This window comes from Mesorhizobium sp. LNHC221B00 (assembly GCF_000502935.1).
GTDB lineage: Bacteria > Pseudomonadota > Alphaproteobacteria > Rhizobiales > Rhizobiaceae > Mesorhizobium > Mesorhizobium opportunistum.
Window position 1 is genome coordinate 1 of the sequence record NZ_AYWR01000008.1, and the last position, 12,760, is coordinate 12,760.

The 12,760-nt window shown below is 65.3% G+C and carries 15 protein-coding genes; 9 read left to right on the forward strand and 6 right to left on the reverse strand.

All coding sequences use genetic code 11. The features are described from left to right. Positions 1–1,115: RNA polymerase sigma factor (locus X741_RS154355; RefSeq protein ID WP_023777680.1), on the forward strand; the 1,115-nt coding region annotated here is incomplete at its 5' end. A 3-nt stretch (positions 1,116–1,118) separates the two neighbouring features. Here X741_RS154355 and X741_RS154350 read toward each other — a convergent pair. From X741_RS154350 to hrcA, 6 genes are all read right to left on the reverse strand, one after another. Further along, positions 1,119–1,745, reverse strand: coding sequence for a glutathione S-transferase family protein (locus tag X741_RS154350; RefSeq protein ID WP_023777681.1), 627 nt, complete (start codon positions 1,743–1,745; stop codon positions 1,119–1,121). Between the two features lie 337 nt (positions 1,746–2,082). Continuing rightward, a complete protein-coding gene (gene cysK / locus X741_RS154345) occupies positions 2,083–3,063 on the reverse strand; it encodes a cysteine synthase A (protein ID WP_023777682.1) in 981 nt (326 codons plus the stop codon). Between the two features lie 179 nt (positions 3,064–3,242). Continuing rightward, on the reverse strand, positions 3,243–3,860 hold the full coding sequence (locus tag X741_RS154340; RefSeq protein ID WP_023777683.1) for a LysE family translocator: 618 nt from the start codon (positions 3,858–3,860) through the stop codon (positions 3,243–3,245). Positions 3,861–4,047: 187 nt separating this feature from the next. Continuing rightward, positions 4,048–5,424 (reverse strand): sorbosone dehydrogenase family protein, encoded by a 1,377-nt coding sequence (locus tag X741_RS154335; RefSeq protein ID WP_031249998.1) that lies wholly within the window; start codon positions 5,422–5,424, stop codon positions 4,048–4,050. 72 nt (positions 5,425–5,496) lie between these two features. Continuing rightward, positions 5,497–5,694, reverse strand: a complete 198-nt coding sequence (locus X741_RS154330) for a hypothetical protein (RefSeq protein ID WP_013892036.1) — start codon at positions 5,692–5,694, stop codon at positions 5,497–5,499. A 69-nt stretch (positions 5,695–5,763) separates the two neighbouring features. Continuing rightward, the gene (gene hrcA, locus X741_RS154325) at positions 5,764–6,846 is read right to left on the reverse strand and encodes a heat-inducible transcriptional repressor HrcA (RefSeq protein WP_023765306.1); all 1,083 of its coding nucleotides are present in this window, start codon (positions 6,844–6,846) and stop codon (positions 5,764–5,766) included. 198 nt (positions 6,847–7,044) lie between these two features. On the opposite strand from hrcA, the gene rph reads away from it, so the two are divergent. From rph to X741_RS154285, 8 genes are all read left to right on the forward strand, one after another. Continuing rightward, positions 7,045–7,761 carry a ribonuclease PH gene (rph, locus tag X741_RS154320; RefSeq protein ID WP_023777685.1) on the forward strand — a complete coding sequence of 239 codons (717 nt, stop codon included), beginning with the start codon at positions 7,045–7,047 and terminating at the stop codon, positions 7,759–7,761. A 176-nt stretch (positions 7,762–7,937) separates the two neighbouring features. After that, positions 7,938–8,348: a VOC family protein gene (locus X741_RS154315; protein ID WP_023777687.1), complete on the forward strand. Its 411-nt coding sequence runs from the start codon at positions 7,938–7,940 to the stop codon at positions 8,346–8,348. Next, positions 8,348–9,040, forward strand: coding sequence for an RdgB/HAM1 family non-canonical purine NTP pyrophosphatase (gene rdgB / locus X741_RS154310; RefSeq protein WP_023777688.1), 693 nt, complete (start codon positions 8,348–8,350; stop codon positions 9,038–9,040). Before X741_RS154315 ends, rdgB begins: the two co-directional genes overlap by 1 nt. Next, positions 9,037–10,200 carry a radical SAM family heme chaperone HemW gene (gene hemW / locus X741_RS154305; protein ID WP_023777689.1) on the forward strand — a complete coding sequence of 388 codons (1,164 nt, stop codon included), beginning with the start codon at positions 9,037–9,039 and terminating at the stop codon, positions 10,198–10,200. Before rdgB ends, hemW begins: the two co-directional genes overlap by 4 nt. A gap of 2 nt (positions 10,201–10,202) precedes the next feature. Next, on the forward strand, positions 10,203–10,526 hold the full coding sequence (locus tag X741_RS154300; protein WP_023777690.1) for a low molecular weight protein tyrosine phosphatase family protein: 324 nt from the start codon (positions 10,203–10,205) through the stop codon (positions 10,524–10,526). A gap of 25 nt (positions 10,527–10,551) precedes the next feature. Next, on the forward strand, positions 10,552–10,989 hold the full coding sequence (locus X741_RS154295) for an EamA family transporter (protein ID WP_023777691.1): 438 nt from the start codon (positions 10,552–10,554) through the stop codon (positions 10,987–10,989). 416 nt (positions 10,990–11,405) lie between these two features. Then, complete coding sequence (gene rsmI / locus X741_RS154290; protein WP_023777692.1) at positions 11,406–12,314, forward strand: 16S rRNA (cytidine(1402)-2'-O)-methyltransferase; 909 nt, start codon at positions 11,406–11,408, stop codon at positions 12,312–12,314. Then, complete coding sequence (locus X741_RS154285; protein WP_023777693.1) at positions 12,307–12,684, forward strand: YraN family protein; 378 nt, start codon at positions 12,307–12,309, stop codon at positions 12,682–12,684. The genes rsmI and X741_RS154285 overlap by 8 nt, the downstream gene beginning before the upstream one ends. The last annotated feature ends 76 nt before the right edge of the window (positions 12,685–12,760 follow it).

Here is a 12,760-nt window from a genome sequence, read left to right on the forward strand (position 1 = left end):
TCGAACGCTGGCCGCGCACCGGCGTGCCCGACAAGCCGGAAGCCTGGCTGCTGGCGGTGGCGCGCCGGCGGCGTGTCGATGCGGTGCGGCGGCGGCTGACCAGCGAAGCCGGCCGCGAGCATCTCAGGCTGATCGCCGAGGAAGCGGAGGCGCGCATGACCAACGAAGACTTGCCCGACGAAGACATGCCCGACGAACGCTTGCGGCTGATGTTCGCCTGTGCCCATCCGGCGATCGAATCGAGCGTCCGCGCGCCGCTGATCCTGCAGACCATTCTGGGTTTCGATGCCGCGACCATCGCCTCCGCCTTCCTGGTCTCGCCGGCGACGATGGGCCAGCGCCTGGTGCGTGCAAAGACCCGAATCCGTGAAACCGGCATTCCGTTCCGCGTGCCGGAGCGGGCCGAACTCGGCGAGCGGCTGGACGCGGTGCTGGAAGCCATCTACGCCGCCTTCGCCGAAGGCTGGTCGGACCCGGCCGGCACCGAAACACAACGCCGCAACCTGGCGACCGAAGGCATCTGGCTCGGCCGGCTGGTGGCCTCGCTGATGCCCGATGAGCCGGAGGCGCTGGGTCTGCTTGCGCTGATGCTGTTTGCCGAGGCCCGCCGGGCCGCGCGGCGCGATGCCGAAGGCGACTTCGTGCCGTTGGCGCTACAAGATTGCGAGCTGTGGGACCGTGCCCTCATCAATGAGGCGGAGGCGCTGCTGTCCCGCGCCGCGCAGAGCCGCGTCATCGGCCGTTACCAGCTCGAGGCCGCAGTCCAGTCGGCGCACACGGCGCGACGGCTGACCGGTCGCACCGACTGGGTGGCGATCCGCGAGCTCTATGACGCGCTGTTTTCGATCGTCGGATCGCCCGTCGTGGCGATCAACCGTGCGGTGGCGATCGCCGAGGCCGAGGGCGCCGTGGCGGGACTGGCGGCCCTTTACGTGCTGGGTGACGACAAGCGCCTTGACGACTATCAGCCCTATTGGGCCGCACGCGCCGGCCTTCTGGCCAGGCTCGGGCAAGTGCCGCAGGCCACCCAAGCCTATGACCGGGCGATCGGCCTCGAGCGCGATCCGGCCGTACGGCGCTTCCTGCAAGGCAAACAGGCAGCGCTGCGAAATTGACCTTCAGCCCGGCCACATCTCGTGCGACGTGTTGAGCGTCTTCATCAGCGGATGGCCGCGCAGCTTCGCCCACAGGCGTTCAATGTTCGGCCATGCCACCCGCGCCGCCTCGATGTCGGGATGCCAGGCCACCAGCATGACGAGATAGATGTCGGCCAGCGAAAGGCCGTCGCCGACCAGCCAGTCACGGCCTTTGAGCGCGTTGTCGAGAACGGCGAAGCCACGATCCATCTCGGCGACCGCCGCCTGCTTGACGGCTTTGGTGCCGTCGGTGTCGGCCGTGTAGCGAGGCGCGTAGTAGAAACGCAGCACCGCCGGATAGAGCACCGACGACATGAAGGCCATCCAGCGCAGGAAATCGACGCGGGCCGGCGTGCCGATCGCCGGCGCCAGGCCGGCCTCGGGATGGCGCTCGGCCAGCAGGATGCAGATCGCCGCCGATTCGGTCATCGACTGCCCGTCCGGCAAGGTCAGCACCGGCACCTGGTTCAGCGGGCTGATGTCGAGGAAGGCCGGATCCGGCCGGTCGGTCTTCGGCACGTCGATCTGCTCAAACGGCGCGTTCGCCAGCGCCAGCGCCGCCTCGACGACGAAGCCGCCGCTGCCGGGACGTGTGTAGAGTTTGTACATCGGATTCTCCCCCGGCCCGCACCAATCAGGCCGTAGGGGATATGGACCGGAAGCAGGGTTATGCTCAAGCGGGCGGCGGTCGCCACGGCTGGTTTTTTCAGCGGGCCAGATGGCTGGTCGATGCAGAACTTTCTATGCTGTCGGGCCAGCGCCCCCCTCTGTCCTGCCGGACATCTCCCCCACGAGGGGGGAGATCAGCTTCGCCACCGATTTCGCCAATCGCAGGCGGTGCGAGAAAGGCGGGACGACCAACACGGCCAATCTCCCCCCTCGTGGGGGAGATGCCCGGCAGGGCAGAGGGGGGCGCGAAGGATCTCGGCGCTTAAGTTCCGCGCGCCTACGCCCCCAGCCCTTCGAACAGGATCGTCGACAGGTAGCGTTCGGCGAAGTCGGGGATGACCACGACCAGGGTCTTGCCTTTGTTTTCCGGCCGCGAGCCGACGACGATTGCCGCCTGCAGCGCGGCACCCGATGAAATGCCGACCGGCACGCCTTCGAGGCGGGCGACGAGACGGGCATTGGCGACAGAGTCCTCGTTCGAGACCTTGACGATCTCGTCATAGATCGTGGTGTCGAGGATTTTCGGCGCGAAGCCGGCGCCGATGCCCTGGATTTTGTGCGGACCGGGCTGGCCGCCCGACAGCACCGGCGATGCCTCCGGCTCGACGGCGACGACATGCAGCGAGGGCTTGTGCTTCTTCAGCACCTGGCCGACGCCGGTGATGGTGCCGCCGGTGCCGATGCCGGCAACGAAGATGTCGACCTCGCCATGCGTGTCGTTCCAGATCTCCTCGGCCGTCGTCTTGCGGTGGATCTCCGGGTTGGCCGGGTTTTCGAACTGCTGTGGGATGATCGCGTTGGGGATGGTCGCGGCCAGCTCGTCGGCCTTGGCGATGGCGCCTTTCATGCCTTTCGGGCCCTTGGTCAGCACCAGTTCGGCACCGAGCAGCGCCAGCATCTTGCGGCGCTCGACCGACATCGTCTCCGGCATGGTCAGGATCAGCTTGTAGCCCTTGGCCGCGGCGGCGAAGGCGAGCGCGATGCCGGTGTTGCCGGAGGTCGGTTCGATCAGCGTGGTCTTGCCGGGAGAAATCTTGCCGGCCGCTTCCAGCGCCTCGATCATCGCCACGCCGATGCGGTCCTTGACCGAAGCGATCGGATTGAAGAATTCGAGCTTGGCGACGAGCTTGGCGACGATGCCCTTTTCCTTGGCGAATTTGTCGAGCCGCACCAGGGGCGTGTCGCCGATCGTGTCGGTGATGGAATTGTAGATGCGGCCGCGGCCGGGGGCGCGGGCGGAGGTGACGGGCTTGTTCATTGGTTTCGCTCCCAGGAGTCAGGCAAGTAATTTCAGGCAATTGGGCAAAGGGCCTTCGGTCGCGCAAGATAGACCGTCAGCGAAGAATATCCGAGTGGGGCGCATGTCTAAAGCGCCTCCGTCTCGGAAAAGCGTTTTCCGAAAAGGCCGATATCTGGAATATTTTGGCAGAGCAGAGGCTATTGGCGGGCAGCGATCGCCGCCGCGGCGCCGACCATGAAGCCGGCGGCGGTGCGGTTCAGCACCTTCAGCGCACGCGGCGATTTCAGGAACCAGCGCGCCTTGGCGGCCAGCGCAAGGTAGGGCACCAGCACCACGAACAGGACGACGATCGTCAGCGCGACCAGAATGCCGTAGTCGGCCAGCGTGATGGTCTTCAGGTCGACGATGGTGGGCGTGATCGCCAGGTAGAAGATCATCGTCTTCGGATTGCCGAGCGTGACGGTCAGCCCGGCGGCGAAGCTCGACGCCAGCCCGCCCTTGCCCTTCCGGGCTTCGACGGTTTCAGCGGTGATGCCGGCGGTCCAGAAACGCCAGCCCAGAAATGCCAGATACGCGACGCCGGCCCATTTGATCGCCAGGAACATCATGCCGAAAGTCTGCGCGACGAAGGCGAGGCCGAGGACCACGGCGGTCAGGGAGGTGAGGTCGCCGAGCATCAGGCCAAAGGACATGGCCAGCGACGAACGGAAGCCGGAGCCGAGCGCCCGCGCGACCAGCGCGGTGACGCCGGGACCGGGAATGGCGGCGGCTATGCCGAGGGCGGCACTGTAGGCGAGAAAGCCGGTGAGGGTCATGGCTGGTGGTCCCGGATTGGCCTGCCTTGTCGCATGGAACGGACCAGAATTGAATTCCCTGAAGTCGGATTCCATTACACCAGACATCTGTGACACGTCGCGAAGGCCTCCTATCCGGCGCGCTTCGCGACCACCTATGCCCGGGGCGAGTCCGGGTGAGGGGGCCAGCGCTGCCCAGCAAGACTCGTCAGGAACGGCCGCCATCGTAGGTGACGCGCCAGATGGTGCCGTTGCCGTCTTCGGTCACGATCAGCGCGCCATCCTTGGCCACAGTCACGCCGACCGGCCTGCCCCACACCTCGCCGTTGGAGACGACGAAGCCGGTCATGAAATCCTCGTATTCGCCGGTCGGCTTGCCATCCTTGAACAGCAGGCGCACGACCTTGTAGCCGGTCCTGTTGCCGCGGTTCCAGGAGCCGTGCAGGGCGACGAAGGCATCGCCGCGATATTCCTTGGGAAACCCGGTGTTCGCGGGCAGGTCCTTGCCGTCGTAGAAGGCGATGTTGAGCGGCGCCGAATGCGCCTGCATCAGCACATCGGGAATATCGACCTTGCCGGCAAGGTCGGGGCGCTCGCCCTTGTGGCGCGGATCTTCGTTGTTGCCGATATAGTACCAGGGCCAGCCATAGAAGGCGCCTTCCCTGACCGATGTGGCGTATTCGGCTGGCACATTGTCGCCGAGCGCATCGCGCTCGTTGACGACGCACCACAGCGCGCCGGTCGCCGGCTGGACGGTCATGCCCGAGCAGTTGCGCAGGCCGGTGGCGACGGTGCGGCCGTTCTTGCCGTCGGGGTCGAAGGCCTGCACGTCGGCGCGTCCCTCTTCGGAGCCCCAGCTGGCGCCGAGCGGCTTTGACTTGATCCATGCATCGAGTCCGCCCCTCGGCCTCTTGCCCATGTCCCCGGCGGCGTTCGAGCCCGAGCCGACCGACAGATAGAGCGTCTTGCCATCGGGCGAAAAGGCGATGTCGCGGGTCCAGTGATGGTTCGATGGAATGTCGTCGACGATGGTTTCCGGGTCGGCGGATGCCTTGAGATCGCCATTGCGGTAGGCAAAGCGCACGATGCTGTCGCTGTTGGCGACATAGACCCATTGCGGGTCGCTGCCCGGCGGGTAGAAGGCAATGCCGTAGGGCTGGTTGAGATCGCCGGCGAAGATGCTTTTCTCGGCGGGCTTGGCGCTGCCCTCGGTCAGGCGGTAGACGCGGATCTGGTTGGCTTCGCTGTCGGCGACGAACAGGTCGCCATTGGGTGCCGCGCGTACCACGCGCGGATTGTCGATGCCGGACGCGATCAGCTCGGCCGAAAAGCCTTCCGGCAGTTGCGGTTTGGCGTCCGCCGGCCTTTCGGCAAGGCCGGCGCTGTTCGAGGCCGACTTGGCGAGATTGGGCTTCGGCAGGTCTTCCGGCTTGATCAGGCGGCGCACGCCGGGCTTGTCGGCGCGCCAGTCGCCAAAGGCGGCCGGACCCTTCAGCACCGGCTGGTCGGCCTGCTGGGCGAACGCCGCGGTCGCGAGGAGCAGTGCGGAAAGCCCCAGTCCGGCCATTCGGGTCCCAGCGATCATTGTCGTCCCTCCACCTGGTCGCGAACGAAGTCAACGGCCGGTTTGTCCCTGGGTTCCGTCTTGCTTCCGGGTTCAGGTCCCGGCGGCGTAAAAATCGTCGTCGAGGCGCTTTTCCAAGGCGACGAGATCCGCCGGCAGCGGCAGGCCCATGGCGCGCATTTCGCGCAGCTTCTCGCGCAGCTGTTCCTGGATTTCGTGCTGGTCTTCCGGCTGGTTGACCATTTCCTCCAGCAGCAGGCTGATCCGGGCCTTGAACTCTTCGAGCGCCATTCTTTTTCTCCTTGGCGGCCAGGAAGCGCAGGAAGTCGCCGCTCGCAGGCCGGCTGAATATCAATATACCTAGCGCAGCATGCGCGATATCAGCTGCGCCGTGTAATCCACCATCGGCACGATGCGCGCGTAATTCAGCCGGGTCGGGCCGATGACGCCGAGCGCGCCGACGACGCGGGCATCCTTGTCGCGATAGGGCGCGACCACCAGCGACGAGCCCGACAGCGAGAACAGCTTGTTTTCCGAGCCGATGAAGATGCGCACGCCCGATCCCTGCTCGGCCAGGTCAAGCAACTGGATCAACCCGTCCTGCGTCTCCATATCCTCGAACAGGTGCCGCAGCAGTTCGATATCGGCCTGCGCGGTGACGTTTTCGAGCAGGTTGGCCCGGCCGCGCACGATGAGCCGCGCCGGCAGGCCGCTTTCGGCGCCCGCCCATACCGCCAGCCCCTTCTCGACGAGATCCTGCGACAGCGTGTCCAGCGCTGCCCTTGTCTCTTCCTTGATGCGAGCGATCTCGGTCCGTGCCTCGGCCAGCGTGCGGCCCCGAATATGCGCGTTGAGGAAATTCGAGGCCTCGTGCAATTGCGAGACGGTGATGCCGGCGGGCAGCTCGACGACGCGGTTTTCGACGTCGCCATTCTGCGACACCAGCACGGCAAGCGCCTTGGTCGGCTCCAGCTGGATGAATTCGATGTGCTTCAGCGCCACCTCGTTCTTGGCGGCCAGCACCAGGCCGGCGCCGCGCGACATGCCCGACAGCATCTGGCTGGCCTCGGTCAGCATATGCTCCAGCGTCGCGCCCGAGCCCGAGGCCCGCACCTGTGCCTCGATGGTGCGGCGCTCCTCGTCGGAGAGGTCGCCAAGTTCCATGAAGGCATCAACGAAGAAACGCAGGCCCGCCTGCGTCGGCAGCCGGCCGGCCGAGATATGCGGCGCATAAATCAGCCCGAGATGTTCCAGGTCGCTCATCACATTGCGGATGGTGGCCGGCGACAGCGAGGAGGGCAGGATGCGCGACAGGCTGCGCGAGCCCACGGGCTCGCCATCCCTGAGATAGGAATCGACGATGCGCCGGAAGATGTCGCGTGAGCGCATGTCGAGTGATTGAAGTGCGGGCGATTGCGAACTCGGATCGACTGCCTTGGTCATACGGCCAAAAACCTCCTTGTTCAGGATATAGACTTCGGCACGGTGGGCGCAACCCGGTGTCTGCATCAGATCGCCCGGCGTCTGTGTCAGATCGCCCGGTGCCGCGTTTGCGCTCAGCCGGCCATTTTCCTTTGCGCCATGCTCCCCATGCGGCTACAAGCCGGCCAAGATTCCGAAAATGACAAGAAAGAAGCCTGAATGCGCCCCTCCAAACGCCAATTCGACGAAATGCGCGCCATCTCCTTCGAGCGCGGCGTCTCCAAGCACGCCGAAGGCTCGTGCCTGGTGAAGTTCGGCGACACCCATGTCCTGTGCACGGCGAGCCTCGAGGAGAAGGTGCCGGGCTGGATGCGCAATTCCGGCAAGGGCTGGGTGACGGCCGAATATGGCATGCTGCCGCGCTCGACCGGCGAGCGTATGCGCCGCGAGGCATCCGCCGGCAAGCAGGGCGGCCGCACGCTGGAAATCCAGCGTCTCATCGGCCGTTCGCTGCGCGCCGTGGTCGACCTGCAGGCGCTGGGCGAACAGCAGATCACCGTCGACTGCGACGTCATCCAGGCCGATGGCGGCACCCGCACCGCCTCGATCACCGGCGGCTGGGTGGCGCTGTACGACTGCCTGCGCTGGATGGAAGAGCGGCAGATGACCAGCGTTTCCAAGGTGCTGAAGGACCATGTCGCGGCGATTTCCTGCGGCATCCATGACGGCCAGCCGGTCATCGACCTCGATTATATCGAGGATTCCTCGGCCGGCACCGACGCCAATTTCGTCATGACCGGCAAGGGCGGCATCGTCGAGATCCAGGGCACCGCCGAGGGCGAACCGTTCTCCGAAGGGCAGTTCGCGGACTTGATGGGCCTGGCCAAGAAAGGCATCCAGCGCCTGGTGAGTTTGCAGCAGATGGCGGTGGCTTAGGGTTAAATGCCGAGCTTGAGCGCCCCCCTCTGCCCTGCCGGGCATCTCCCCCTCGAGGAGGGAGATCGGCTATGGTTGCGGGTTTCGCCAATCATCAACGTTGAGGCGCCGTCAGCGAAACTGCCAATCTCCCCCCTTGAGGGGGAGATGGCCGGCAGGCCAGAGGGGGGCGCCTCGTGACTCCCTCTGCCATTCTTGAGTCAGCGCTCTACGTCACAGACTTGCACGCAGCCGAACAATTCTATCGCGACACCCTCGGCCTTCACCTCCTCGGCAAGGTCGAAGGCCGCCACCTTTTCTTCCGCTGCGGACCCGGTGTGCTGCTCATCTTCAACGCCGAGGCGACCAAAATCCCACCCGCGCCCGATGCCAAGCTGAAGGTGCCGCCGCATGGCGCGGTCGGCGAAGGCCATCTCTGCTTTGCGGCGACCGCCGTGGAAATCGCGGCCTGGAAGGCCCATCTCAAGGCGAGGAACGTCGCCATCGAGAGCGAATTCGAATGGCCGCAAGGCGGCCGTTCGATCTATATACGCGACCCCTCGGGCAATTCGATCGAGTTTGCCGAGCCAAGAATCTGGGGCCTTTGATGCATTCGCCAACTGTTCACTCGCCAACTGTTCACTCACTTGACGGCAAGAAGATCGTCGTTGCCAGCCACAATGCCGGCAAGCTGCGCGAATTCGCCGATCTGATGGGACCGTTCGGTTTCGAGGCGAAGTCGGCCAAGGACTATGGCCTGCCGGAACCCGACGAAACCGGCACCACTTTCGAGGAAAACGCCTACATCAAGGCGCTGGCCGCCGCGAAGGCGACCGGACTGCCAGCGCTGTCCGACGATTCCGGCCTGTGCGTCGACGCGCTCGACGGCGCGCCCGGCGTCTACACCGCCAACTGGGCCGAAACCCCCGACGGCGGCAGGGATTTCGCCATGGCCATGCAGCGCACCGAAGTGGCGTTGCAGGAAGTCGGAGCCGCGTTGCCGGAGCACCGCAAGGGCCGCTTTGTCGCCGTCATCTGCCTCGCCTTTCCCGATGGCGAGGCCGAATATTATCGCGGCGAGGCCGAAGGCACGCTGGTGTGGCCGCCGCGCGGCGAGCTCGGCTTCGGCTACGACCCGGTGTTCTTGCCGGATGGTTTCGACAAGACGTTTGGCGAGATGAGCGCCGAGGAAAAGCATGGCTGGAAGCCTGGCCAGTCGACCGCGCTGTCGCACCGTGCCCGTGCCTTCCAGAAATTCGCCCAGGCACGATTGGATCTGGCGAGATTGGGCGAGGCATGAGCATGCTGCTCGACCGGGCCCCCGGCTTCGGCGTCTATGTGCATTGGCCGTTCTGCGCGGCCAAATGCCCTTATTGCGACTTCAACAGCCATGTTCGCCACCAGCCGGTCGACCAGGAGCGCTTTGCTTCTGCCTTCGAGGCGGAACTGGCGACGATGCGCCAGCGCACCGGCCCGCGTGAGGTCACAAGCATCTTTCTCGGCGGCGGCACGCCCTCGCTGATGAAGCCGGAAACCGTGGCCAGGGTTCTGGACGCCGTGGCCAGGAACTGGACCGTGCCTGACGGCATCGAGGTGACGCTGGAGGCCAATCCGTCCTCGGTCGAGGCCGAACGGTTCCGCGGCTACCGGACGGCCGGCGTCAATCGCGTCTCGCTTGGCGTGCAGGCGCTGAACGACAAGGATTTGCGCTTCCTCGGACGCCTGCACAATGTCGAGGAGGCCTTGCACGCCATCGGGCTCGCGCGGGAAATATTCCCAAGGCTGTCCTTCGATCTCATTTACGCGCGGCCCGGCCAGACGCCGGAGGCTTGGGCATCGGAGCTTGAACAGGCGATCGGCCATGCCGCCGACCATCTGTCGCTCTACCAACTGACCATCGAGGAAGGCACGCCCTTCCACGCGCTGCACGCTGCGAAGAAATTCATCATCCCCGACAACGACCACGCCGCCGACCTCTATGCGTTGACGCAGGAGATCACCACGGCACATGGTTTGCCGGCTTATGAGATCTCAAACCACGCCCGGCCGGGCGCCGAAAGCCGGCACAACCTCACCTACTGGCGATATGGCGAATATGTCGGCGTCGGTCCCGGCGCGCATGGCCGCTTCGTCGAGCATGGCCGCCGCACGGTGACGATCGCCGAGCGGATGCCGGAAACCTGGGCCAATCTGGTCGAGGCCAAGGGCCACGGCATCACCGGCGGCGAGATCCTGACGCGCTCGGAAGAGGCCGACGAGTTCCTGCTGATGGGGCTGAGACTCGCCGAAGGCATCGATCTGTCGCGCTACGAGGCGTTTTCCGGCCGCGGCCTGTCGAGCGCGCGGCTGTCGGTGCTGCAGGGCGAAGGACTGGTGGCGCCGATCGGCAATACACGGCTGCGCGCCACACCGGCCGGCATGATCGTGCTCGACGCCGTGGTGGCGGATTTGGCGCGCTAACTTTGAAAAACGTCCTCTTCGTCTGCAGCCAGAACCGCTTGCGCAGTCCCACGGCCGAACAGGTCTTTTCCAAGCGCCAGGATATCGAAGTCGCGTCGGCGGGAACCAACCACGACGCCGATACGTCGCTGACGCATGAGCTGGTCGCCTGGGCCGACATCATCTTCGTCATGGAAAAGGTGCACCGCACCAAGCTGCAGAAGAAATTCAAGGCCAGCCTGAACAAGGCCCGGGTCATCTGCCTCGATATTCCCGATGACTATGAGTTCATGGATCTGGAGTTGATTGAGCTTCTGAAGGCGCGCGTTTCACGCTATCTCGGTTGAAACCCTCACGCGCGAGGCCGCCCGAATGAACCTGACCTTCTCCTCCTGGCAATTCTGGGCGCTGCTGTCGGCGGCTTTCGCGGCCCTGACGGCGATCTTCGCCAAGGTCGGCATCGAGAACATCAGTTCCGATTTCGCCACCTTCATCCGCACGGTCATCATCCTGGCCGTGCTCGGGGCGATCCTGCTGGCCAGCGGCCAGTTCCAGTCGCCGGTCACGATCTCGGCAAAGACCTGGCTGTTCCTCGGCCTCTCCGGCCTGGCGACCGGGGCCTCCTGGCTCTGCTATTTCCGCGCGCTGAAGATCGGCAATGCGGCGCAGGTGGCGCCCATCGACAAGCTAAGCGTCGTGCTTGTGGCGGTGTTTGGCGCGGTCTTTCTCGGTGAGCGCCTCTCCGGAGCGAACTGGCTTGGCGTCGCCCTTATCGCGGCGGGTGCTGTGCTGGTCGCCTATCGGGGGTAGTGGCACGCTATGGCGTGCGCTCTTCGTTTCAAGACGGGTGATGAAGATATCGAAGCGATTGGGCATCGTCCGGTCAGTGCTCCGTCGTGCTTTGGGGTTCGGTGTCGGAAAGCCTGATGGTCGTGGGCACGGTGCTCATCGGCAAGCCGCGTGCGGGCCGCTTGCAGGCAGCCGTTTGTCCTTGGCAACGCGGTTGCGGCCGGCATAGTAGGGCTCGAAAGCATCCTGTATCTTGAGGCTGTCCATCATCTCCTCCCGGGGAATTAGGGACTAAATCTGCCAAACCCGGTTTCGTTCCCTACTGTGGCAAAGGAATGGCGATTGCCTTACATCGACGTGAGCTTTTGCAAGCCCGCGCCAGCCATGCCAAACAAGGATTTGGCATGGGCCAAACAGGCCGAAGGGAGAGTTGATCAGTGACCGGTGAGACGGGCAAGCGCAGCTATGTGGTCGGGCAGGCCGAGATCGCGGCCCGGCCGCTGGAGCCGGCGCTCTATCTGGTGGCGACGCCGATCGGCAATCTCGCCGACATCACGCTGCGCGCGCTGGAGACGCTAGCCGCCGCCGACATCGTCGCCTGCGAGGACACGCGAGTGTCGCGCGTGCTGCTCGACCGCTACGGCATCCGCCGCCGCACCACGGCCTATCACGAGCACAATGCCGGCGAGGCTGGGCCGAAGCTGATATCGGCGCTTCAGGCCGGGCAGAGCGTGGCGCTGATTTCCGATGCCGGCACCCCACTGGTGTCCGATCCAGGCTACCGGCTGGTCGGCGAAGCGCTCGACCAGGGCATTCGCGTCGTGCCGATCCCCGGTCCGTCGGCGCCGCTTGCCGCGCTGACGGCGTCGGGTCTGCCGTCGGACGCTTTCCTGTTCGCCGGCTTTTTGCCGGTCAAGGTTGGCCAGCGGCTGTCGCGGCTGGAAGCGCTGAAAGCCGTGCCGGCGACGCTGATCTTCTTCGAATCGCCGCGCCGGCTGGCTGAGTCGCTCGGCGCCATGGTTGAAGCCCTGGGCGGCGAACGCAAGGCCGCTATCGGCCGCGAATTGACCAAGACCTTCGAGGAGATGCGCACCGGCACGCTGCAAGCGCTGGCCGATCACTATGCGGCGGCCGATACGCCGAAGGGCGAGATCGTCGTCTGTATCGGTCCGGCAGAGGCCAAGGCGGACGAGCCGGCCGATATCGACCGGTTGCTTTTGTCGCTCGCCGCCGAGATGCCGACCTCCAAGGCGGCGGCGGAAGCGGCCAAGATGACCGGCGGGCAGAAGCAGACGCTTTACCGGCGGCTCTTGGAACTGAAGGATATGGAAGGCCACAGTGGCTGAGCGCCCGAGCGCCAGCCGCCAAAAGGCCTATCGGCGCGGCCATCGCGGCGAGTGGCTGGCCGCGGTGGCGCTGATGCTGAAGGGTTACCGGATCCTGGCGCGCCGCCACCGCACCCGCTTCGGCGAGATCGACCTCATCGCGCGCCGCGGCGACCTGGTGCTGTTCGTCGAGGTCAAGGCGCGACGCACGCTGATGGAGGCTATGGAGGCTATCGGCCACGAATCGGAGCGCCGCATCGAGGGGGCGGCCGACATCTGGCTGTCGCGGCAGGCGGATTATGGCAAGCTGTCGATGCGGTTCGACATGGTCGCCGTGCTGCCTTGGCGCTGGCCGGTGCATGTCGAGAACGCGTTTTATGGGAGGAGTTAGAGGGTTACTTACCGGCGTTGCTCGCCCTTCGCTGGCTCAGGGCGTTCGTCGTTCGGAAAGCCAAGCAATTGGCTTT

Coding starts and splice junctions, on each gene's coding strand:
- X741_RS154350 (WP_023777681.1), bottom strand. CDS start 1,745: ATGTACAAACTCTACACACGTCCCGGCAGCGGCGGCTTCGTCGTCGAG.
- cysK (WP_023777682.1), bottom strand. CDS start 3,063: ATGAACAAGCCCGTCACCTCCGCCCGCGCCCCCGGCCGCGGCCGCATC.
- X741_RS154340 (WP_023777683.1), bottom strand. CDS start 3,860: ATGACCCTCACCGGCTTTCTCGCCTACAGTGCCGCCCTCGGCATAGCC.
- X741_RS154335 (WP_031249998.1), bottom strand. CDS start 5,424: ATGATCGCTGGGACCCGAATGGCCGGACTGGGGCTTTCCGCACTGCTC.
- X741_RS154330 (WP_013892036.1), bottom strand. CDS start 5,694: ATGGCGCTCGAAGAGTTCAAGGCCCGGATCAGCCTGCTGCTGGAGGAA.
- hrcA (WP_023765306.1), bottom strand. CDS start 6,846: ATGACCAAGGCAGTCGATCCGAGTTCGCAATCGCCCGCACTTCAATCA.
- rph (WP_023777685.1), top strand. CDS start 7,045: ATGCGCCCCTCCAAACGCCAATTCGACGAAATGCGCGCCATCTCCTTC.
- rdgB (WP_023777688.1), top strand. CDS start 8,348: ATGCATTCGCCAACTGTTCACTCGCCAACTGTTCACTCACTTGACGGC.
- hemW (WP_023777689.1), top strand. CDS start 9,037: ATGAGCATGCTGCTCGACCGGGCCCCCGGCTTCGGCGTCTATGTGCAT.
- X741_RS154295 (WP_023777691.1), top strand. CDS start 10,552: ATGAACCTGACCTTCTCCTCCTGGCAATTCTGGGCGCTGCTGTCGGCG.